The sequence below is a fragment of the Carnobacterium gallinarum DSM 4847 genome (genome assembly GCF_000744375.1).
Taxonomy (GTDB): Bacteria; Bacillota; Bacilli; order Lactobacillales; family Carnobacteriaceae; genus Carnobacterium; species Carnobacterium gallinarum.
The window spans coordinates 2,960,936-2,984,299 of record NZ_JQLU01000005.1; the positions used below are offsets into that span (position 1 = coordinate 2,960,936).

Sequence of the window (23,364 nt, forward strand, 5' to 3'; positions counted from 1 at the left end):
ACTAGGTAGTGGCGTCACAATTTGTTATAATAAGTTTGAATTGAAATTTGAAGGAGTTGCAAAAAAATGAGTTTATATGCTTATATTGGAACAGAAAAGGAATTAACCGTAGCTACACCTCAAAATGAAGCAATTGTAGCAATGATTGCTAGAGATACGTTAGATAAGGGTGTCACTGATGATATGGTGTTAAGCTATTTACAAGCTCAATTAGATGATGAAACGATTACATTAGATCAGATTGCTTTTTATGATACTGAAAAAGAAATTGTAGGTGGATTTGAGTTGCTAAATTTGGCCGAATCATCTTTAATAAAAAAACATTTTACAACAAATTATGTATACGAATGTTCAGATTTTCCAGTTTGGGAGCCGATTGAAAATGATACAGAGTCCGCTAGTGAATATAGCGTTCAACAAGTTGAACAATACGAGCAAATGATGGATGAAGCGAGAATGGTGAATCAAGTTCAGCAAGAAGGATTGATGGCCATTTTAGAAACATGTTTTGCAACTACAGATAAGGTTGAATTATACGCTTGTTGGGCTGGAGATGAAGAGGAAAGAGAAGCAAATCGTCGGATTGAAAAATGGGCTATTGTTCAAACAAATCCACTTTTGTTAGATTTGGCCGAAAAAGAATTTTTAGTAATTGAAAAATAGGCTACTTAAAAAGCTAAAGAACAGACAAAGAAGTTAAATTCTTTGAGATTCTTTAGCTTTTTCGTTAGTTAATTTTCTTTTGTAGGAGCGAGAACTTGAATATGACCTTCTAAAACTCTCATCTTTAAAGGCACTTTTTCAGAAGGATCTCCGTCTATTCGAGAACGAACTTCTTTTTTTGTTTTTGGTCCAGTAATTGTTAGTTTTTTTGATTTAATATACGTTAAATTTGGAATTTTTTTAGCATTTCCACTGATAAAGTAAGGGAAGAACTTTAATGAATTTATAAATGAAAGTTCTGGTACAATAAATACGTGAAAATAACCATCATCAATCCGGGCATCTGGGTCTAAAAAAGGAAAACCGCCAGCTGAATTAGTCATAGTAATCAAAACTAATTGGGCAGCACCATTCCATTCATCTGTATCTTCTTGAATTCTTAATGAATAATGTTTATGACGCAATAAAATTTTTCCACCTTTGAATAAAAAGGCAAAAGGACCAAATTTTTGTTTTTCCTTTTGACTAACGGAGAGCGCCGCATCAGCTAAAACACCAATAGTTAATGTGCTAATCATATAAGCCTCATTGACTTGTCCAACATCCATTGGTGTTTTTCCACCCGTTATCAGATTTTTAATAGCATCTTCAATTTTTAGTGGAATTTTTAAAACACGAGCTAAATTATTGACGGTTCCAGCCGGAATGATGCCTAATTTTGGACGCTGTTCATAGGGTGATAGACCACTAACAATGTCGCTAATAGTACCATCCCCACCAATAGAAACAACCAAATCAAACTTCTGTTCAGCAGCCTCCTTGGCAAATTTAGTTGCATCGCTTTCATTTTGTGTACCCATTAGTTTAACTTCGCACTGGGTGTCTTCCTTTTCTAAAAAAATTTTTACTTGCTTTGCAATATTTTCAGATTGGCTTTTACCAGAAGCAGGATTAAATATGAGCATGACATTTTTCATTAAGTCCATCTTCTTTCTACATAAGCGTTAAGTTTTTAATTCGTTAAATACATTATAGAAAAGGCATCTCTTCCAGCATGAGTCATAATACTTGGACTAGCATAGGCAATAAAAAACTCAGCTCCAGGGAAGTTTTTCTTAAAATTAGCAACAATTTCTTCATTAAAAGGAGTTAGACCAATATGTGTAATACCAATTGCTTTAATACCAGCGGTTTTCTTCATATCTTCAATCATTTTATCCACACGTTTTTGCATAGAACGCATGCCACGACCTTTAGTATCAGGTTCTAAACCATTTGGTGTTAAGCGAAGCATTAATTTAATATTTAAGAAGTTTGAGATTTTTCCCATGGTATGACCAATCCGCCCCCCTTTAATTAGATTATCTAAATTAACCACACAAATATAAAGATCTGTTTTATTACGAATAGTATCTAATTTTGCTAAAATTTCAGCTAAGTCAGCGCCAGCCTGCGCCATTTTAGCAGCAGCAATTACTTGAAAAGCCATTGCTCGATCAATGAATTTTGAATCAATAACGGTAATTTTTCCTTTAGTTAAATTAGAAGCTTGGTGAGCCGCTTGTACGGTTCCGCTTAATTTTTCAGTTACATGAATAGATAAAACTTGACTACCATCTGCACTTAATTTTTGATAGGCATCTACAAATGAACCAATCGCTGGTTGTGATGTTTTTGGTAATTCTGTACTAGCATTCATTTTTTCTAAAAATTCTTCTTTAGTAATCGTTTCTTCATCAACGTACACAACACTATCAATCATTGCGTTTAAAGGTACTACGGTAATTTGATATTTTTCAATCTCAGCTTTTGACAACTGAACTGTGGAATCCGTTACAATTTTAATATTCGACATAAGTTACCTCCTTAGATAAATAGACAATGTTAGTGAATTATTCTGAATAAGCTACTCTTGTTAATTCGTTATGGTTTGTTACTATGTGTCATTATTGATTAGTGAGTAATTATTCAGTCAGCTAACTGCCTACTTTCTAAGAATAACAAATTTTCCATTAAAAAGACATCAAAATTATTTAAAACAAGGATACTTTAGCCAAAATTTAAGAATCGAAAGTTTAATGATTTTCAGAACTATGTTATAATTGTATGGTTATGAAAAGAAAGTAGGGGTGTATCGTGGAAGGAATTCTCCCACTGTGGAAAGAGCGTGGCATGACAAGTCATGATTGCGTCTTTAAATTAAGAAAAATTTTGCAAACTAAAAAAATTGGACATACTGGTACCTTAGATCCAGATGTGGATGGCGTATTGCCTATTTGTGTAGGTCGAGCTACTAAAGTTGTTGAATATATGATGGAGACTGGAAAAGCGTATATTGGTGAAATTACGCTGGGCTATTCTACTACGACAGAAGACAAAAGTGGTGAAGTTGTAGCGACTAAACGTGTTTTAGTTCCGCCAACACTGTCAGCTATCGATCAAATGATGTTAAATATGGAAGGGATTATTACTCAAATTCCACCGATGTACTCAGCTGTAAAGGTAAATGGCAAACGATTGTATGAATATGCTCGGAATGGTGAGACAGTGGAACGTCCTAAACGTCAAGCTAACATAAAAAAATTCATTAGAACAACTGAACCAGTTTTTAATGAAATTGAAGGAACAGTGAGTTGGCGTTTTGAAGTAGAATGTGGCAAAGGAACTTATGTCCGGACACTTGCTGTTGATTTAGGTGAAGCGTTAGGCTATCCAGCACATATGTCAGACTTAACACGAATTTTAAGCGGTTCGTTTAAAGCGGGAGATTGTGTGACCTTAGCGCAAGTTCAGGAAGCTGTAGATCAACAAACCATGGATACAAAATTATTTCCTTTAGAATATGGTTTAAAAGAATTGCCGTCTATTGAAATTTCTTTTGCAGTCTGGCAAAAAGTGAAAGATGGAGCGGTTTTATTGAAAAATGATTACGCTGAAATTCCATCTATGCCGTTTGTTGTAACCTACGAAGGTCAAGCATGTAGTATTTATAATGAGCATCCTAGCAAACCAGAACTTTTAAAACCTGTTAAAGTTTTAAGAAATGAAATTGGATAAGGAGTATCAGAATATGAAAGTTATTGAAATTCATCATCCCTATGACATGAATCAAATTCCTCAAGAAGATATTGTTTTAGCAATGGGCTTTTTTGATGGGGTTCATTTAGGTCATCAGAAAGTCATTAAAACAGCAAAAAAAATTGCCAATGAAAAAAAATTGAAATTAGCCGTTATGACATTTAATCAACATCCATCAATTGTGTTTCAAAAAATTGATCCGGATAAAATGAATTATTTGTCAACTCTTGAACGTAAAGAGGAATTGATGGCTGATTTAGAAGTAGATATTTTTTATATTATTGAGTTCACATCAAGTTTTGCTAGTTTACCGCCAGTCGATTTTGTCAATCAGTATATGGTTGATTTACATGCTAAAGTAGTGGTAGCAGGTTTTGATTACACTTATGGACCTAAAGAAATTGCAGATATGGATCATTTGCCTAAATATGCAGACAATCGTTTTGAAGTAGTTGTGATTGAAAAACAAACAACTGAAGATCAAAAGATTAGTTCTACTCGTATTCGTAAAGAGTTAGCTGAAGGCAATATGGAAACGACCAATGCGTTATTAGGTTATGCTTATCAAGTGCCAGGACGAGTAGTTCATGGAGATGCTAGAGGTCGTTTATTAGGTTTTCCAACTGCAAATATTCAAGTAGTGAGTGGTGTTCGTTTACCAAAAGCAGGAATCTATGCTGTTAAAATTAAACTTGGTCATCAATGGCATATTGGAATGGCATCAATTGGATATAATATTACATTTGGCGATAATCGTCCAATGACAGTTGAAGTCTATATTTTAGACTTTAATGAAGATATTTATGGAGAACAGGTGGAAGTTGCGTGGTATCACCATTTACGTGATGAATTAAAATTTGATTCTGTTGAGGATTTAATCAAACAGCTAAAACAAGATGAGTTAGATACAGCAAACTATTTTAAAGGAAAATAATAAAATAGAGAATCCTTGAAAAAGGATTCTTTTTCTTTATCAATCATTGATGTTGATTAAGCTGACATAATTAAAATTACAAATACATTTAAGTGAGATAGGATCTTCAAATAAGCGAATATAAGATTATACAAAAATATGTTACACTATTAAGTAGTGAACATAGCTTGTAAAAGTGTTAGATAGATTTTAATTTTGGAGGCTATAAAATGTTAGATCAGAGAAAAGTGAAGGATAATAGTACGGCAGCGTACATCCATATACCATTTTGTGAACATATTTGTTTTTACTGTGACTTTAATAAAGTTTTCTTAGAAGGCCAACCAGTAGATGAATATGTTGATTTATTGCTAAGAGAAATGCAGTTAACAATGGCACAACAAAAAAACGAAAAGATTGAAACTATTTATGTTGGAGGAGGAACTCCTACAACGTTAAATGAGCAACAATTAGACCGACTTTTAACAGGAATGAAGGAAATATTACCTTTTCAATTAGGCAATGAATTTACCTTTGAAGCGAATCCAGGTGATTTATCTGTTGAAAAATTAAAGGTTTTGCATGATCATGGTGTCAATCGGTTAAGTATGGGAGTTCAATCATTTAACGATGATTTATTGAAAAAAATTGGGCGCATTCACCGCGTTTCAGACGTGTATCAATCTATCGCCAACGCGCGACAAGTTGGTTTTGAAAATATTAGTATTGATCTAATTTATCGTTTGCCTGGTCAAACAGAAGCGGATTTTCAAGATAGTTTGGAAAAAGCCTTAGCCTTAGATTTGCCACATTATTCAACGTATTCATTGATCTTAGAAAATAAAACAATTTTTTATAATTTAATGCGTCAAGGGAAATTACCTTTGCCTACGGAGGATGCGGAAGCGAATATGTACCAGATGGCGATTGACCAAATGGCTGCCAAAGGACGTAAACAATATGAGATTAGCAATTATGCGTTACCAGGTTTTGAATCACAACATAATTTGATCTATTGGAAAAATGAAAAATATTATGGATTTGGTGCTGGAGCCCATGGCTATCTTGAAGGACATCGTTATCAAAATAATGGTCCAATTCAACATTATTTAAAACCATTAAGAGAAAATAAATTGCCAATTTTAAGAAGCCAAGAACTTTCTCTTGAAGAAAAAGTTGAAGAGGAGCTATTTTTAGGTTTGCGTAAATTGCAAGGGGTCAATATTGCTCACTTTTTTGATAAATTTCAACAATCTATTTTTTCAATTTATGGTGAAATCATTAATGAGCTAGTGGCCGATGGACTAGTAGAAGTTACAGAAGAATGGCTACGTTTAACACCTAGAGGGAAATTTTTAGGAAATGAAGTTTTTCAAGCCTTTTTATTGAGTGATGGAGATCAGAAAAATAAGTAAAAAGATGGAGTTGATTGTCAAATGGAGAGTCATGAATTTTATTTGAAACGCTGTATTGAAGTTTCGAGAAATGCACGTCAACATGGAAATACACCTTTTGGAGCATTATTAATTGATGCTCAGGGTACTATTTTGATGGAACAAGAAAATATTGAAATTACTGAAAATATTTGTACTGGACATGCAGAAACCTCTTTAGCAGCAAGAGCTTCTCAGGAATACTCAAAGGAATTTCTGTGGGAGTGTACTTTGTACACCACGGCTGAGCCTTGTGCGATGTGTACTGGAACTATTTATTGGGGAAACATTGGAAAAATTGTGTTTGCCATGACTGAAAAACGTTTATTGGAATTAACTGGGGATGATGATCAAAATCCAACGTTAAATTTACCAAGTAGTGAGATTATTGCTCGCGGTCAAAAGGCGATTGAAGTCGTTGGTCCATTTCCAAGTTTGGAAGAAGAGGCGGCAGCAGTTCATCAAGGATATTGGAATTAAAGGAAAGATTTGTTAGCAGATGATGCTAATGAGTCTTTTTTATTTTTCGTTAAAAATGCATAAAAGTAATAAATATACATAAAAAAAGCTTATAAAGCTTAAAAAATTCAATAAATAGTATAAAAAACCATTTTTAATCTTGTTTTAATCTTTTGTTAGTGCTATGATACAGTCATATTTAAATGAGTATGAAAATGAGGAGTGGAAAAGTATATGACAAAAGAAAAAATTGTATTAGCTTATTCAGGTGGATTAGATACTTCAGTTGCAATTAAATGGTTACTAGAAGAAGGATACGATGTTATTGCATGTTGCTTAGACGTTGGTGAAAGAAAGAACTTAGATTTTATTAAAGAAAAAGCTTTAGCAATGGGAGCTTCCGCGTCATATACAATTGATGCAAAAGAAGAGTTTGCTATGGATTTTGCTTTAGTCGCTTTACAAGCTCATACTTACTATGAAGGGAAGTATCCGTTGATTTCCGCTTTATCTCGTCCCTTGATTGCTAAAAAATTAGTAGAAATTGCTGAAAAAGAGCAAGCAACAGCTATTGCTCATGGTTGTACTGGAAAAGGCAATGACCAAGTTCGATTTGAAGTGGCGATTCACTCATTGGCACCAAGCATCAAAGTGATTGCTCCAGTTCGTGAGTGGAAATGGTCAAGAGAAGAAGAGATTAAGTATGCACAAAAGCATGAAATACCAGTACCGATTGATTTAGATAATCCGTTTTCAATTGACCAAAATCTTTGGGGGAGAAGCAATGAATGTGGTGTTTTAGAAAATCCATGGATTGCACCACCAGAAGAAGCTTATGAACTAACAGCTAGTTTGGAAACAACACCTGATACACCTGATATTATTGAGCTTGAATTTGCTGAGGGAGTTCCAATTGCAATTGACGGCAAAACCTACTCACTATCAGACTTAATTATTGAATTAAATCAAGTTGCTGGAAAGCACGGTGTGGGTCGGATTGATCATATTGAGAATCGGTTGGTTGGAATTAAATCTCGTGAAGTTTACGAAGCACCAGGGGCAGTTACATTAATGACAGCTCATAAGGAATTAGAAGATTTAACTTTTGTTCGTGATATTGCTCATTTTAAACCATTAATTGAACAAAAAATCACTGAGATGATCTACAACGGATTGTGGTTTAATCCTTTAACAGAAGCCTTATTAGCTTTTTTAAAAACTACACAAAAATATGTAAATGGTACAGTTCGGGTAAAATTATTCAAGGGACATGCCATTGTTGAAGGGAGAAAATCAGCTAATTCATTGTATAATGAAGAGCTAGCGACATATACATCAGCAGATACATTTGATCAAGATGCCGCAGTTGGCTTTATTAAGTTGTGGGGGTTGCCTACACAAGTTAGTGCGGAGGTTTTGAATAAAATTAAGTGAAAATGAGGTGAGTAAATGAGCAATAAATTATGGGGTGGTCGTTTTGAAGAACAAAGTGAAGCGTGGGTGGATCAATTTGGCGCATCAATAGAGTTTGACCAAAAATTAGCTAAAGAAGATCTGTTAGGTAGCTTGGCTCATGTAAAAATGCTTGGGAAATGTCAGATTATTCAAGCAGAGGAAGCAGAGGAAATTCGCAAAGGTTTGGAAAGACTATTCACAAAACTTGAGAATAATCAATTAACTTTTACAGTATCCAATGAAGATATTCATTTAAATATGGAGAAATTATTGTATGAGGAAATTGGGGAAGTTGCGGGGAAATTGCATACAGCCAGAAGTCGAAATGATCAAGTTGCGACGGATATGCATTTGTATCTGAAATATCAAGTAATTGCGATCAATGAAGTGTTAAGTGAATTATTAACCACTTTGGTGAATAAAGCCGAAGCCAATATTAACGTAATTATGCCTGGTTATACTCATTTACAACATGCACAACCAATTTCGCTAGGTCATCATTTAATGGCGTATCATAGTATGTTCCAGCGAGATCTTGAGCGACTTGAGGAAAGTTTAAAACGAATTGATCTTTCACCTCTTGGTTCTGCGGCATTAGCAGGCACAACCTTTCCTATTGACCGTTACTATACAGCAGAATTATTAGGCTTTTCTGATATTTATGCAAATAGTTTGGATGGTGTAAGTGATCGTGATTTTATTCTCGAATTTCTGAGTAATAGTAGTATTTTAATGATGCACTTATCGCGTTTTTGTGAAGAGATTATTTTATGGACAAGTCATGAATTTCAATTTGCAACGCTAACGGATGCATTTTCAACAGGAAGTTCGATTATGCCACAAAAGAAAAATCCAGATATGGCGGAATTGATTCGTGGCAAAACAGGGCGTGTTTACGGCAATTTATTTAGCTTGTTAACGGTTTTAAAAGGACTTCCATTAGCTTATAATAAAGATTTACAAGAAGATAAGGAAGGGATGTTTGATACAGTTTCAACGGTGTTGCAAAGTCTTAAGATTTTTAATGGAATGTTAGCAACTATGACTTTTAATGAAGAGATTATGAAAGATGCAACGCAAAAAGATTTCTCTAATGCGACAGAGTTAGCCGATTATTTAGCGACAAAAGGGATTCCGTTTAGACAAGCTCATGAAATTGTCGGGAAATTAGTCTTAGATTGCACGAAAAAAGGCATTTATCTGCAAGATGTATCTTTGGCAGAATATCAAGCAGTGGCTTCTGTTATTGAAGCTGATATTTATAAATTTTTAGCTTCGGAAACTGCTGTGGCTAGACGGAATTCAGCAGGTGGTACAGGGTTTGCTGAAGTGGAAAAAGCGATAGCAGCAGCTAAAAAATAGTTGAATAAAAGGTCACTTGGCTAAATCAGCAAGTGGCATTTTTTTGTTGCTTTTGTTAAGGTTGTAGGAGTAAGATGATTGAATGAAAAGGAATGATACAATATGGATAAACAAGAAATTCAAATAGACTGGGCCCGCTCTAAATACTTAGTTATGGCTCATTCTCAAACACACTATAATCAAATGCGCCAACTTTTTAAAGAACAAAAGACAATTTATGAATTTGAGGAAAAGTATATCAAATTACGAGCAGAGGCTTTAAAACATGAAATAACAACAGGTGCATTTACTAACACGGCGCAACATATGTGGGGCTATTTTAAAAAAATGGCTAGTTTAGAAGAAAAAGAAACCGTTCAGGAAAATATCCAAGATGTTGAATTTAATCGAATTGAACAAGAGATTGTTCTGCAAAATTTACGAATGTTAGCTATGAAATATCAAGTCGATTACTTATTAAATTCCTACTTTTTATTTAATGAAAATCCATTAAAAACTAACTAAACTATACCTATTTATATGAAAGAGGTTATCACTATGAGAATGTATACATTATGTTTTTTAAAAAGAAATGATGAGATATTGTTGCTAAATCGTCAAAAAAATCCTTGGATGGGACGCTGGAATGGCGTAGGTGGCAAAATAGAAATAGGAGAAACACCTTTAGAATGTGCAGTTCGTGAGATATATGAAGAAACAGAGATTAAACTTGCTGATAATGATATTTTTTATGGGGGACAAATGACCTGGTTTGAAGATGGTAAGTTAACTGGTGGGTTGGAATTGTACGGTGCAGAACTTGATTTTGACTTTATTTATACAGTTCCTCAGGCAACACGGGAAGGAATTCTAGATTTCAAGAAAATTGATTGGATTTTTACTACTGGAAATAAAGGAATGCCAGATAATATTCCGTTTATCTTAAATGAATTGTTGAAAAAAGATGAAAAACAACGTTTTATCTGTTATTTTGAAGCGGGCATCTTTCAATCTATTGAAAAAGCACCATGGTAGAATGTTAATTAAGTAGCTAGAGAAATCTTTGTTTTAAGGGATATCATTTGTTTGAGTATTCAACCATTGTTATACTTTAGCTAAATCAACTGGAGGTGGATACTGAATGAATTTTATAATAGCTTTAATCCCTGCCTTAATGTGGGGAATCCAGCCATTAGTTGTTGCTAAAACCGATGGAAATGCTAAACAGCAATTATTAGGTTCCTCAATGGGAACACTTGTGTTGGCAACCGGTGCTTTATTTATTCAAGCTCCACATTATACACCGACTATTTTAATTGCTAGCTTCTTTTCAGGTGTTTTTTGCGGTATTGGTCAGATGAATCAATTTAGCTCTTATGAGAAGGTTGGGGTTTCATTTGCGCAACCAATTTTAACAGCTATTCAATTGATAGGAACAACTCTTTTTGGATTTTTAATCTTTCATGAATGGACTCATGCATGGCAGATTATTTTAGGTACCTCCGCATTGGGCTGTATTATTGTTGGTGCAACCTTTACTTCTAAAAAAGAGAATCCTATAAAAGTATCAGAGAAAAGCAAATTAAGTGCCGCAGTCACCATGTTGTTATCAGGTGGAAGTCTTGTTTTGTATGTTGTGATTACGAAGTTTTTTGGTATTAGTGGTTGGGATGCAATTCTGCCACAAGCAGTTGGTATTTTTGTGACAGCCTTATTCTTGACCCGTAAAGATAAAGCACAGCAATTTACAAAGGCAACATACTTAAATATTCTTCCAGGTGTGATCTGGTCACTAGGAAATTTAGCTTTACTATTTTCAAATCAGTTAGTTGGCGTGACAACTGGGTTTACATTTTCCCAGATGGGTGTTGTGATTTCAACATTAGGTGGTTTAGTCTTATTTAAGGAAAAGAAAACTAAAAAAGAGTTAAAATTTATTTATCTTGGTGTCTGTTTAGTCGTTCTTGGAGGCGTCTTAATTGGAGTAGCTAAAGGTTAAATGGACGTAAACTAAAAAATCCGACTAAGTATGTAGAAATGGCTACATACTTAGTTGTATTTTTTAAAATTAAGCAAAAAAAGTAAAAAAAATGATGGTATTTCATTGACAATGTTTAGGTTATTTGGTAAATTAATACTTGTATTAGCACTCATTGATGTTAAGTGCTAAAAAGAGGTGATATGCATGCTAACAGAAAGACAGATTTTAATACTAAGTTCAATCATTCGATTGTATACAGACTATGGAAATCCTGTTGGTTCCAAAACATTGATGAATGAAGCTGGCTTAAACTTCAGTTCTGCTACTATTCGGAATGAGATGGGACATCTGGAAGAGTTAGGTTTTATTCAAAAAACACATTCTTCATCTGGACGTATTCCATCAATAAAAGGGTACCGTTTTTATGTAGACTATCTTGTACATCCTGATCAAGTAACTGCTAAAGATATTGCGATTATCAAGTCTTCCTTTGGAAATGATTTTCATGAGCTAGACGAGATTGTTGCTGAATCAGCAGAAGTCTTATCGCAATTAACAAGTTATACAGCAATTACTTTAGGACCTGAATTAAAGGACAGTAAGCTAACCGGTTTTCGTTTGGTCCCTTTAAGCGACGTTCAAGTAATGGCGATCTTAGTAACAGACAAAGGTCATGTTGAAAATCAGATTTTTAACTTGCCGAAGAATATTGACGGATATGAATTGGAAAAGATTGTTCGTATTTTCAATGATCAGTTAGTGGGACATCCGCTAGTTGAAGTTTATCAAAAATTGAAAACAGACATTCCTTTTCTACTTCAAAAATACATTCGAACTCCAGTCGGAATTATCGATGTAGTGGACAATATCATTACCCGTGCAGCTCAAGATCGTGTATTTGTTAGAGGACGGATGAATATTCTAGACTTTAATGAAACGATGGATGTAGAAAAATTTAAATCAATTTATACCTTAATGGATGGTAGTCCTGATTTAGCTAGTTTAATCAGTCAAAGTCAGCAAGGAATTGAAGTTAGGATTGGACAAGAAATGCAAAATGACTTGTTTCAAGATTTTAGCTTGATTACAGCAAGTTACGATGTATTAGGTCATGGTTCCGGAACTATTGCATTATTGGGACCAACTAGTATGCCTTACTCTAGAATGATTGGTTTAGTAGATGTTTTCCGCAACGAGCTTTCACAAAAAATGATCGATTACTATCGCTCGATGGAAGAATAACGAAAAGGGGAATTTAATGTGACTAAAGAAAACAACAACGAAGAAGTAGTAGAAGAACTTCAAAATGAGACGGATTCACAAGAAATACTTGAAAATGAAGAGCTAGTTGAGGTGGATGAATTAGCTGAAACTAAAGTTGCTTTGGATGAAATGGAAGATCGGTACTTACGTTTACAGGCTGAATTAGCAAATATGCGTAAACGTGGTCAAAAAGAGCGAGAAGATGCAGCTAAGTATCGTTCGCAAAGTTTAGCTACGGAATTACTGCCAGTGATTGATAACTTAGAACGCGCAATGGCTACTGATATTGACGATGCACAAGCTGAAGGATTGAAAAAAGGGCTAGAAATGGTCATGACAACTTTCAGAACGGCATTGAAAAATGAAGGAATCGAAGAAATCAATCCGGTAAACGAGGCTTTTGATCCAAATTATCATCAAGCTGTTCAAACCCAACCAGTAGAAGAGGGACAAGCATCAGATACGATTGTCACTGTTTTACAAAAGGGATATGTTTTAAAAGATCGTGTACTACGACCAGCAATGGTTATTGTTGCACAATAATAGTAATGTAGTGTATTCACTGAGAAATCAGTTAGAATCAATAAAATTGTTTATAATCGAAGTAAAAAAATAAATAGTAAAGAGGGAATTTAAAATGAGTAAAATTATTGGTATTGACTTAGGAACAACAAACTCTGCAGTTGCAGTCTTAGAAGGCGGAGAAGCAAAAATTATTGCAAATCCAGAAGGTAACCGTACAACTCCTTCAGTAGTTTCATTTAAAAATGGTGAAATTCAAGTTGGGGAAGTTGCAAAACGTCAAGCAGTTACCAACCCAAATACAATTAGTTCAGTAAAACGCCATATTGGTGAAGCTGGTTATTCAATTGAAATGGAAGGCAAAAAATATACAGCTCAAGAAATTTCAGCGATGATTCTACAATACCTAAAAGGTTTTGCTGAAGATTATCTTGGTGAAAAAGTAGAAAAAGCTGTTATTACAGTTCCTGCTTATTTCAATGATGCACAACGTCAAGCAACAAAAGATGCTGGTAAAATTGCTGGTTTAGAAGTAGAACGTATCGTTAACGAACCAACTGCAGCAGCATTAGCATATGGTTTAGATAAAACAGATAAAGACGAAAAAGTTTTAGTATTTGACTTAGGTGGTGGTACATTTGACGTATCTATCCTTGAATTAGGCGATGGTGTCTTTGATGTATTAGCAACTGCTGGTGATAACAAACTTGGTGGAGATGACTTTGATAACAAAATCATTGACCACATGGTTGCAGAATTCAAAAAAGAAAATGCTATTGACTTATCTAAAGACAAGATGGCTGTTCAACGTCTGAAAGACGCTGCTGAAAAAGCGAAAAAAGACTTATCAGGCGTAACGTCAACTCAAATCAGCTTACCATTTATTACTGCTGGTGATGCAGGTCCATTACACTTAGAAATGACTTTAACTCGTGCTAAATTTGATGAGTTAACTCATGATTTAGTTGATCGTACAAAAGTTCCGGTTCGTCAAGCACTTAAAGATGCTGGTTTAACTGCAAGTGATATTGATGAAGTGATCTTAGTTGGTGGTTCAACACGTATTCCTGCTGTTGTTGAAGCAGTTAAAAAAGAAACAAACCAAGAACCTAACAAATCAGTGAATCCAGATGAAGTAGTAGCAATGGGTGCTGCGATTCAAGGTGGAGTTATTACTGGTGATGTTAAAGATATCGTGTTACTTGATGTAACGCCTTTATCATTAGGAATTGAAACAATGGGTGGCGTGTTCACTAAATTAATCGACCGCAACACAACAATTCCAACAAGTAAATCACAAGTATTCTCTACAGCGGCAGACAATCAACCAGCAGTAGATGTACACGTGTTACAAGGTGAACGTCCAATGGCAGCAGATAACAAAACTTTAGGTCGCTTCCAATTAACGGATATCCCTGCAGCTCCACGTGGTGTTCCACAAATCGAAGTATCATTTGATATCGATAAAAACGGGATTGTAAATGTACGTGCAAAAGATTTAGGAACTCAAAAAGAACAAACTATTACAATCAAATCTTCATCAGGTTTATCAGACGACGAAATCGAACGTATGGTAAAAGACGCTGAAGCAAATGCTGAAGCTGATAAAGCTCGTAAAGAAGAAGTAGATTTACGCAATGATGTAGATCAATTGCTATTCTCAGTTGATAAAACATTGACTGAATTAGAAGGAAAAGTTGATGCTGACGAAGTGAAAAAAGCAGAAGAAGCTCGTGATGAATTAAAAGCAGCTGTTGAAGCAAATGACATCGAAGGTATGAAAACTAAACGTGATGCATTGAATGAAATCGTTCAAGCATTAACTGTTAAATTATATGAACAAGCTGCACAACAACAAGCTGAAGAAAATCCAGAAGCTGCACAAGGCGGAGCAGATGATGTTGTAGATGCTGATTTTGAAGAAATCGACGAAGAAAAATAAGCTCAACTAATTAAATGCTCCAAGAAGGAAAGCCAAGGCAAAACGCTTTTGGCTTTTTCTTCTAGGATGTGGTATGCTTTTAAAGAATAATCGACAAACAAGCGAAATTAAATGAAATTTGCATGTGTACGATGGAGGGAAATAAATGGCAAAAAGAGATTATTATGAAGTTCTTGGTGTTTCTAAAGGTGCAGGCGACGATGAGATCAAAAAAGCTTATCGTAAATTATCAAAGAAATACCATCCAGATATTAATAAAGAAGCTGGAGCAGAAGATCAATTTAAAGAAATTGCTGAAGCTTATGAAGTTCTTAGTGATGCACAAAAACGTGCAGCTTACGATCAATATGGTCATGCAAGTACAGACCCTAACTTTGGCGGTGGAGGCTTTGGTGGCGGAGGCTTTGGTGGTTTTGGCGGAAGTAGCGCAGGCTTCGGAGGCGGATTTGAAGATATTTTTGAATCTTTCTTCGGAGGCGGTGGGCGTTCACAAAATCCAAATGCTCCTCGTCAAGGAGATGATTTACAATATACGCTAAATCTTAAATTTGAAGAAGCGATTTTTGGAAAAGAAGTGCCGATCACGTATAACCGTGAAGACGTTTGTGAAACGTGTCATGGGAATGGTGCTAAACCAGGAACTGATCCAGTTACCTGTTCAAAATGTCATGGTGCGGGTTCCTTAAACGTTGAACGTAATACACCGCTTGGCCGTGTAATGACGCGTCAAACTTGTGATGTTTGTCATGGTACTGGTCAAGAAATTAAAGAAAAATGTCCAACGTGTCATGGTTCAGGTCATGTAAAAGAACGTCATAATGTTAAAGTTACCGTTCCTGCTGGAGTGGAAGATGGCCAACAAATGCGTTTACAAGGACAAGGAGAAGCTGGTATTAACGGCGGACCGCATGGTGATTTATTTGTTGTCTTCCGAGTTGAAGAAAGTGATATCTTCGATCGTGATGGCTCAGAAATTTATTATGATTTACCAATTAGCTTTGTTCAAGCAGCTTTAGGTGATGAAATCGAAGTTCCAACGGTTCATGGAAAGATTAAGTTAAAAGTCCCAGCTGGTACACAAACTGGAACAAATTTCCGTCTAAAAGGCAAAGGTGCACCTAAGTTACGTGGTACAGGTAATGGTGATCAACATGTCAAAGTTCAGTTGATTACACCTAAAAATCTTTCTGAAAAACAAATGAAGGCAATGCGTGATTTTGCTGAAGCTAGTGGTATTGAAGTTGAGGAACAAGAAGGCAATATTTTTGAAAAAGTCAAAGATGCCTTTAAGTCAGATAATAAAAAGAAACGTAAATAAAAATTAAAGTTATGAAGCTTAAGAAATATTTTAGGCTTCATAGCTTTTTTATTTGCAAAAATAGTGTGAATTAGATTTGCTGAAACAGCGAACTTTTCTTGTATTTAAGGCGTTTCATTGGTATAATTTACAATGACACTTTTTACTAATTAACCGAGCTTTTATTTGTTAGTAAAAATAGAAATTTAAAAATGATAAAAACTAAAAATTCTTAGTTTTTTTGACTTAATAAAGAAAGTAGGCAACTTACTCAATGAATAAAGAGGAAATGAAAATTCGCCAATCGAGAATTAGAAACTTTTCGATTATCGCGCATATCGATCATGGTAAATCAACATTAGCCGATCGAATTTTAGAAAAAACCGATACGGTGGCTAATCGTGATATGCAAGCACAACTTTTGGATTCAATGGATTTAGAAAGAGAACGTGGTATTACAATTAAATTAAATGCTGTTGAGCTAACCTATACAGCTCAAGACGGGTTAGATTATACCTTCCATCTAATTGATACACCAGGACATGTGGATTTTACTTATGAGGTTTCTCGTAGTTTAGCGGCATGTGAAGGGGCAATTTTAGTTGTCGATGCAGCACAAGGAATTGAAGCTCAGACGTTAGCCAATGTTTATTTGGCATTAGATAATGAGTTAGAAATTATTCCAGTAATTAACAAAATTGATTTACCAGCGGCTGATCCAGAACGTGTTCGTGGCGAGATTGAGGACGTAATTGGTATTGATGCTAGCGAAGCAGTTTTGGCTAGTGCAAAAGCGGGAATCGGTATTGAAGATATTCTAGAACAGATTGTAGCCAAAGTTCCTGCACCAACTGGTGATTTAGATGCACCATTGAAGGCATTAATCTTTGATTCAGTTTATGATTCTTATCGTGGTGTCATTTTAAATGTTCGAGTAATGGATGGGACCGTGAAACCAGGCGATAAAATTAAAATGATGAGTAACGGTGCAATCTTTGAAGTGGCAGAAGTAGGAATTTTCTCACCGAAAACGATTAAACGTGACTTTTTAATGGTAGGAGATGTTGGGTACGTCACTGCCAGTATTAAAACAGTTCAAGATACACGAGTTGGGGATACGATTACATTAGCCGAAAACCCGGCAAGTGAAGCTTTACCAGGTTATCGGAAAATGAATCCAATGGTTTATTGTGGTCTTTATCCAATTGATTCTTCTCGCTATATAGAATTACGTGAAGCATTAGAACGTTTACAATTAAATGATGCGGCATTGCAATTTGAACCAGAAACATCACAAGCATTAGGCTTTGGTTTCCGTTGCGGATTCTTAGGATTATTGCATATGGATGTTATTCAGGAGCGTTTAGAGCGTGAATTTGATTTAGATTTAATCACAACTGCACCATCTGTAATTTACCATGTAAACTTAACCGATGGCTCACAAATAATCGTAGATAATCCAGCAGAAATGCCAGAGCAAGGTGTGATTGACTCAGTAGAAGAGCCTTATGTAAAAGCAAGTATTATGGTGCCTAATGATTATGTTGGGGCAGTTATGGAAATTGCTCAGCGTAAACGTGGTGAATTTATTACAATGGACTATTTAGATGAGTTCCGTGTAAATGTTGTTTATGAAATTCCTCTATCAGAAATTGTCTATGATTTCTTTGATAAATTGAAATCTAGTACTAAAGGGTATGCTTCATTAGACTATGATTTAATTGGATACCGTGTGAGCAAGCTTGTGAAGATGGAAATTATGTTAAATAGTGAAAAAGTCGATGCTCTTAGTTTTATTGTCCATCGTGATTTTGCTTATGAACGTGGGAAAATAATTGTTGAAAAATTAAGAGCTTTAATTCCACGTCAACAATTTGAAGTGCCAATTCAAGCAGCGATTGGAAATAAAATTCTTTCCCGTTCAACCATTAAAGCCTTACGTAAAAATGTATTGGCTAAATGTTACGGTGGAGATATTTCACGTAAACGTAAATTATTAGAAAAGCAAAAAGAAGGTAAAAAACGAATGAAACAAATCGGTTCCGTTGAAGTTCCTCAGGAAGCCTTCATGGCCGTTCTGAAAATGGATGACGAACAACCTAAGAAGTAGCAAGGGTTTGTTTGGAAATGAATTGAAAATAAACGTAGAATTCTGTATTTTGCCAACATTTTGCCAACATGAGTTTAAGATGTTGGCAATTTTTATTTTTTAAACATCGATTTGTCTTCTTCTTTTTCTCATTTTTTCTTCAAGTAAATTAACTGTTTCACTTTCAATTTTCTTTGTAATATGAGAATAGGTATCCATAGTTGTAGAGATACGGGAATGTCCTAATCTTTCTTGAACTGCTTTATCTTTTGCTCCTTCTTCCATTAACATAGTTGCATGAGTGTGACGAAGAGAATGGAAGTTAAAGATTATCCCTAATTTTTTTTTAATGTTGGTACAAGACCATTTGATACTATTTGGAGTAACAGGTTCACCATTTTCTTTAGTACATACATAGTTTGATTCATGATAAAATTGACCAAATTTGAGTTTATTTTCACTTTGTCTTTTTCGTTGCTCTTTTAAATCATGTACTAAAATGTCTCCGATTTGAATTGTACGATATGAGGATTGTGTTTTAGGAGTTCCAATTTGATAACTATTTGGACCATTAATCATTATTTTTTCTATTGTAATAGTAGATTCATTTAAGTCGATACAGTCCCACGTCAAACCACAGACTTCTCCACGGCGCATCCCAGTATAGAAGCCCAACTGCAAAGGTATATAAAAGGAATTAGTAGGGGGAATAAAGTCTAAAATTTTAAAGTATTCCTCAAGTGTAATTATTTTTAGCATATCCCGATCTTTCTTTTCTCGATTATCAAATTTTGGCATTTCAACATAATTCATTGGATTTTCTTTTATTAATTGCCATGGAAAGACAGCTTTTTTTAAAGCGTTTTTTAAAACAGTCACAACAATCGAAAGCGTTCTTTGAGAGTAATTTTTGTCAAATTCTAAATTAAGCAACTCTTGAAGTTTTTCAGGACCAATTGTTTTTAATCTATATTTTCCAATGTAAGGGTTAATGTGTTTATCAATAATATTTCTGTAATTAAGTTGGGTATTGTATTTTAAGTTTTTCTCTACATAATTTTTAAACCAGTAATCAAAATAATCTGCTACACTCATTGCTGTTAGTTCTTTTCTTATGCCAGCTGTTTCATAATCTTTTAGGGCTTCACGTAAAGCTTTGTTTGCTTCTGCAAAAGTTTTTCCTCCAACACGTTCAATCCGTTTTCTTTTTCCATCAATTGATGCAGCCTCAAAGGAATAGTACCAGTTATTTCCGCGTTTTCTTATATTTCCTTCCATGCCGAATCTCTCCTTTCAAAGTACGATAATTTAAATTTATATAGCTGAAGCTAGTTAAATAATGCTTGAATTCCGTATTTATTTAGCTAAAATGCGAATGTATGTTCTTTATTGCTTTTAAAGAAAAGCCCGAAGGCTAGTCTTTATTTATTTAGATTTGTAATTGCATAGTCAGCTTCTTCTGGAGTAAATCTTGAACCATACTCAGAAGTTAATTGATCCCTAATTGCCTCAGGAGACATAGCCATTGTATCCTGATAATATTTAGCAGTTTTAAGAGCATTTGCATTCCAATCTGCTTGAATATTATCAATAGCATATTGTCCAGCTTCAGGAGAAAATTGTCCGCCATATTCAGAAGTTAACTGGTCATATATCCCCATACGGGACATGTTCATTGAATTAGCGTAATATTCAGCTGATTTTAAAGCAGACTTGTATTCAGCTGGAGCATTTGCGACTGCTTCTTCAGCTCTTTTTTCCGCTTCTTTTTGTTCGGATTCAGCTTGTGCTTTAGCTTGAGATTCTGCAGCAAGTTTATCGTCAGCTTCTTTTTTTATCCTATCTTGTTCAGCTTTAGCTTCGGCTGCAAGTTTATCGTCAGCTTCTTTTTTTATTCGGTTTTCTTCTTGGGTTTGCCTAACTTGTTCGCCAATTAGTCTATTTTTTTCAGCCTCAGCCGTTTTCTTTTCTTCAAAATCTTTGTCTAAAGGAAGAATTGTAATTTTAGCTTTTTTTGTCCCAGCTTTAATTATTAATGATTGTTCCTTCAAAGTACCATTTACTTTTAAATTAAAATTACCATCAGAATCAACTTCCGATAGTTCTATATCATTACCATCTTCATCTTCAACAGCCACTGAACCTTTACCAGTAAACTTTCCAGTAATATAGACATAACCTTGGAAATCTTCGTTAGGATCCATTTCTTTTTCATTAACTGTTAATGTTTCTGTAACCGCTTTTTGTTTCTCGTGGTAACTAGCACTTTTTTTGTCATCAGAAGTTTTTGGCAATGCAATGAAACCTACTATGATAAATGCAAACGATATACCAAGTATTATAGAGTTCCGTTTTGTTTTTGAATTCTTTTTAAACGCTCCAATAATAAATAAAACAATACTAGCTAAAAAACTAATAAAACCTACTAGAATCATTAACACTCCTAAAATAACCATCGTACAAATAATCTCCTTTTATTATAAGTTTATAAACTGTAAAAATTAGTTTTACTTAAAAAAATCATTTTGCTTCAATTTTAGTTAATAAAATTATTTACAATAGCAATTAATTCCTTTTCGTGTGAAGAAATCTCAAATGGACCTTCCAAATCGTAAGTGGATTTATTTGTATCATTTAGGACGATTTTAATTCTAGTGGTAGTGGAGTATACATATACCCGAACAATCCACTTTCTTATATTATCGTCTAATAAAATGTTAAAGTAACTCCGGTTATCTCGATAAGTAATTCTTTCTAGAGTAACAGTATCTTTTAACATTAGCTTAACAATAGTATAAGCTTCAAGTTCTTCAGCAGTAGTAACAATTCCATCATCTTCAATTTTAATTTCTTCTTTCACTTCAGAAATATCCTCCTGAATAGAAGTAGAAGTATTTAACGCAGCACTTAGTTTAGCATTAACTTTTTCAGTAATAAACTGATTGAATCCTTTTTTTATAATAGGAGTAAACTTATCAATAGTTGCTTTAGTTTTGAGTCCATCAAATATTTCACTAACAAAATATTTGATAAATTCATCTGAAGGAGAATCAAGTTGTTCATTTAAAAAAGATTTTAAATTGTTCAAATACTTCAGCTCAGAAGCACTACTGGTAATTGTTTCAATATTAAAGTTATCTTTATGGAACTTCGCAATTTCAGGTATTTGATTTTCTTTTAAGTCTGTTAAATTAATTGTTAAAAAAGGAGTAGAATCCATTTTATTTGGTTCATCAAGATCAGTGAAAAATTTATATTCTTCTCCATTTGTTAAAATCCCGAATCTAGAAGTAGTAGTACCAAAGTATCTAAATAGTTGTGAATCATGTTTCGTTAATTTCTCAGTAATAGATTTAGCTTCTACTAAAATTACTGGAATAGCGTCGAGAACAACTGCATAATCAACTTTTTCCCCTTTTTTGATACCTACATCAGCAGTGAATTCTGGTACAAATTCTGTTGGATTAAATACATCATATCCTAGCAATTGAAAAAATGGCATTATTAAAGAAGTTTTAGTTGCTTCTTCAGTTGCAATATTCCCTTTTAAATTAGTGACCCTAGTGCTTAAAATTTTCAAATCTTCTTTGAATTTTGAAATATCCATTATGTCTCCTTTTTAAACTGTATTTTATTAACATGTTTGTGATATAATATATTTGTAATAGTACTATTTGCTCTAACTAGTCCCCACGACAGGTTAGGGCTTTTTTTATATTCAAAATTAGTTTGGAAAAATTATTTTAAGACTGTCTGCAATTCCAAAAACAAATCTACACCCTTTGTGGTCAAAAATTAAACCATGTGCATCTTTATAATAATTAATTGAACTCCACAAATATTTGGGCGTTATTTCAAGGAATTCAGCTATTTCCCAATATTCCGTTAATCCTAGTTTATAACAAGTAATTAGTTCATCAAGAGAAACCAAGTAACGATATCCGTACTGTCTAGCTCGTTTCTCTTGTTGTTTTTTTTCAATTGTATCTAATATTGATAAGTCGCCTACAGAAGTTTCGTAATGCCCTAATTCTTCAGCAATATGGCCTATTATGTTTTCATATGAATTATTTTTATTAATGTAAATGTCTGTGTCAATTATAAAAGCACCATGTTTATTATGCATATCTTTTTTAAAATTGAACTTTAATTCAGAATAGTCATTCATCATTTCTTCTAATCTATTCATTAGACACCTTCTATTTTTTAGATTTCTTAATTAATTCAATATACTTTAAAATATCTTCCATATCTTTTTCTGTTACATCATCATCAATATGCGAAGCTATTAATTTTACATTGTCATCTTTCACGTCATTTTCACTTAGTCCAGAGTATTTTTTTGAAGAGTTGTCACCATTTAAAAGGTAGTCTACTGTTACTCCGTACATAGAAGCTAAATCTACTAATGCTTTAGTATCAGGTTCTCTAGTTCCATACTCCCAATTGGCGTAAGTAGCCATATTTTTCAGGCCTAATTTATTAGCTACTAAAGTCTTTGTCCAACCATTCAGCTCTCTTAATTCTTCAAGTCTTTTAGCTAGTTCAGATTTTTCCAATGTATTCACCTCGTTTAAGTAATTATACTATAGTTAAACATATTATTTAGAAAGTTAAACAAAAAGTGTAAATAAATATTGACTTAAACAAAATGTTTAGTTATACTGACGATATAAAGTTAAACAAAATGTTTAACTATGAATAAGGAGGTAAGTCATGGATCTTGGTAAAGAAGCATACAAAAAAATGAGAGACATCCGCATTGAAAAAGGAATCACTCAAAAATTCGTTTCAGAGCAATTAGGTTTCCAATCATCTCAAACATACGCCAATATAGAGTATGGCAATACTGAATTGAAATTGAGTATAGCTCTACAAGTTGCAACTATTTTAGGTGTATCAGTTTATGATTTTTTATCTAAATAAAT

22 protein-coding genes and 1 pseudogene are annotated in these 23,364 nt (G+C 34.0%); 16 read left to right on the forward strand and 7 right to left on the reverse strand.

Translation table 11 applies throughout. The features are described from left to right. Positions 1 to 66 precede the first annotated feature (66 nt). Entirely contained in the window at positions 67 to 663 is a 597-nt protein-coding gene (locus BR43_RS18415; RefSeq protein WP_034564679.1) for a hypothetical protein, read from the forward strand. A gap of 68 nt (positions 664 to 731) precedes the next feature. On the opposite strand, the gene BR43_RS18420 is transcribed toward BR43_RS18415, so the two are convergent. Then, positions 732 to 1,640 carry a diacylglycerol/lipid kinase family protein gene (locus tag BR43_RS18420; protein ID WP_034564681.1) on the reverse strand — a complete coding sequence of 303 codons (909 nt, stop codon included), beginning with the start codon at positions 1,638 to 1,640 and terminating at the stop codon, positions 732 to 734. A gap of 35 nt (positions 1,641 to 1,675) precedes the next feature. Next, the gene (locus BR43_RS18425; RefSeq protein WP_034564684.1) at positions 1,676 to 2,518 is read right to left on the reverse strand and encodes a DegV family protein; all 843 of its coding nucleotides are present in this window, start codon (positions 2,516 to 2,518) and stop codon (positions 1,676 to 1,678) included. 281 nt (positions 2,519 to 2,799) lie between these two features. Between BR43_RS18425 and truB the strand changes: the two genes are divergently transcribed. The 14 genes from truB to lepA all read left to right on the forward strand — a co-directional run bounded on the left by truB (position 2,800) and on the right by lepA (position 18,457). Beyond that, a complete protein-coding gene (gene truB / locus BR43_RS18430; RefSeq protein WP_084679981.1) occupies positions 2,800 to 3,720 on the forward strand; it encodes a tRNA pseudouridine(55) synthase TruB in 921 nt (306 codons plus the stop codon). 13 nt (positions 3,721 to 3,733) lie between these two features. After that, the gene (gene ribF, locus BR43_RS18435; protein WP_034564686.1) at positions 3,734 to 4,675 is read left to right on the forward strand and encodes a riboflavin biosynthesis protein RibF; all 942 of its coding nucleotides are present in this window, start codon (positions 3,734 to 3,736) and stop codon (positions 4,673 to 4,675) included. Positions 4,676 to 4,884: 209 nt separating this feature from the next. Further along, positions 4,885 to 6,069, forward strand: coding sequence for a radical SAM family heme chaperone HemW (gene hemW, locus BR43_RS18440; protein WP_034564688.1), 1,185 nt, complete (start codon positions 4,885 to 4,887; stop codon positions 6,067 to 6,069). Positions 6,070 to 6,090: 21 nt separating this feature from the next. Further along, positions 6,091 to 6,567, forward strand: coding sequence for a nucleoside deaminase (locus tag BR43_RS18445; RefSeq protein ID WP_034564690.1), 477 nt, complete (start codon positions 6,091 to 6,093; stop codon positions 6,565 to 6,567). Positions 6,568 to 6,780: 213 nt separating this feature from the next. Further along, on the forward strand, positions 6,781 to 7,980 hold the full coding sequence (locus BR43_RS18450) for an argininosuccinate synthase (RefSeq protein ID WP_034564692.1): 1,200 nt from the start codon (positions 6,781 to 6,783) through the stop codon (positions 7,978 to 7,980). A gap of 15 nt (positions 7,981 to 7,995) precedes the next feature. Further along, on the forward strand, positions 7,996 to 9,363 hold the full coding sequence (gene argH, locus BR43_RS18455; RefSeq protein ID WP_034564694.1) for an argininosuccinate lyase: 1,368 nt from the start codon (positions 7,996 to 7,998) through the stop codon (positions 9,361 to 9,363). 102 nt (positions 9,364 to 9,465) lie between these two features. Beyond that, positions 9,466 to 9,867 (forward strand): YbgA family protein, encoded by a 402-nt coding sequence (locus tag BR43_RS18460; RefSeq protein ID WP_034564696.1) that lies wholly within the window; start codon positions 9,466 to 9,468, stop codon positions 9,865 to 9,867. A 33-nt stretch (positions 9,868 to 9,900) separates the two neighbouring features. Then, the gene (locus BR43_RS18465) at positions 9,901 to 10,377 is read left to right on the forward strand and encodes an NUDIX hydrolase (protein WP_034564699.1); all 477 of its coding nucleotides are present in this window, start codon (positions 9,901 to 9,903) and stop codon (positions 10,375 to 10,377) included. A gap of 106 nt (positions 10,378 to 10,483) precedes the next feature. Continuing rightward, complete coding sequence (locus BR43_RS18470) at positions 10,484 to 11,341, forward strand: GRP family sugar transporter (protein ID WP_034564701.1); 858 nt, start codon at positions 10,484 to 10,486, stop codon at positions 11,339 to 11,341. A gap of 186 nt (positions 11,342 to 11,527) precedes the next feature. Beyond that, a complete protein-coding gene (gene hrcA / locus BR43_RS18475; protein WP_034564703.1) occupies positions 11,528 to 12,565 on the forward strand; it encodes a heat-inducible transcriptional repressor HrcA in 1,038 nt (345 codons plus the stop codon). 18 nt (positions 12,566 to 12,583) lie between these two features. Then, complete coding sequence (grpE, locus tag BR43_RS18480; RefSeq protein WP_034564705.1) at positions 12,584 to 13,129, forward strand: nucleotide exchange factor GrpE; 546 nt, start codon at positions 12,584 to 12,586, stop codon at positions 13,127 to 13,129. A 94-nt stretch (positions 13,130 to 13,223) separates the two neighbouring features. Continuing rightward, positions 13,224 to 15,050, forward strand: coding sequence for a molecular chaperone DnaK (gene dnaK, locus BR43_RS18485; protein ID WP_034564706.1), 1,827 nt, complete (start codon positions 13,224 to 13,226; stop codon positions 15,048 to 15,050). 145 nt (positions 15,051 to 15,195) lie between these two features. Beyond that, positions 15,196 to 16,368 carry a molecular chaperone DnaJ gene (gene dnaJ, locus BR43_RS18490; RefSeq protein WP_034564708.1) on the forward strand — a complete coding sequence of 391 codons (1,173 nt, stop codon included), beginning with the start codon at positions 15,196 to 15,198 and terminating at the stop codon, positions 16,366 to 16,368. Between the two features lie 253 nt (positions 16,369 to 16,621). Next, positions 16,622 to 18,457 (forward strand): translation elongation factor 4, encoded by a 1,836-nt coding sequence (lepA, locus tag BR43_RS18495; protein ID WP_034564710.1) that lies wholly within the window; start codon positions 16,622 to 16,624, stop codon positions 18,455 to 18,457. A gap of 99 nt (positions 18,458 to 18,556) precedes the next feature. Here lepA and BR43_RS18500 read toward each other — a convergent pair whose 3' ends face one another. The 5 genes and pseudogenes from BR43_RS18500 to BR43_RS18520 form a co-directional block, all read right to left on the reverse strand. Then, positions 18,557 to 19,714 (reverse strand): tyrosine-type recombinase/integrase, encoded by a 1,158-nt coding sequence (locus BR43_RS18500; protein ID WP_034564712.1) that lies wholly within the window; start codon positions 19,712 to 19,714, stop codon positions 18,557 to 18,559. 143 nt (positions 19,715 to 19,857) lie between these two features. Further along, a pseudogene (locus tag BR43_RS20770) lies at positions 19,858 to 20,193 on the reverse strand (Ltp family lipoprotein); the annotation flags it as partial. A 779-nt stretch (positions 20,194 to 20,972) separates the two neighbouring features. Then, positions 20,973 to 22,043: a type I restriction endonuclease gene (locus tag BR43_RS18510; protein ID WP_034564714.1), complete on the reverse strand. Its 1,071-nt coding sequence runs from the start codon at positions 22,041 to 22,043 to the stop codon at positions 20,973 to 20,975. A gap of 117 nt (positions 22,044 to 22,160) precedes the next feature. Next, positions 22,161 to 22,625, reverse strand: a complete 465-nt coding sequence (locus BR43_RS18515) for an ImmA/IrrE family metallo-endopeptidase (RefSeq protein WP_051934035.1) — start codon at positions 22,623 to 22,625, stop codon at positions 22,161 to 22,163. A 10-nt stretch (positions 22,626 to 22,635) separates the two neighbouring features. After that, a complete protein-coding gene (locus tag BR43_RS18520; RefSeq protein ID WP_034564717.1) occupies positions 22,636 to 22,995 on the reverse strand; it encodes a helix-turn-helix domain-containing protein in 360 nt (119 codons plus the stop codon). Between the two features lie 157 nt (positions 22,996 to 23,152). On the opposite strand from BR43_RS18520, the gene BR43_RS18525 reads away from it, so the two are divergent. Continuing rightward, complete coding sequence (locus BR43_RS18525) at positions 23,153 to 23,362, forward strand: helix-turn-helix transcriptional regulator (protein ID WP_034564719.1); 210 nt, start codon at positions 23,153 to 23,155, stop codon at positions 23,360 to 23,362. Positions 23,363 to 23,364 lie beyond the last annotated feature (2 nt).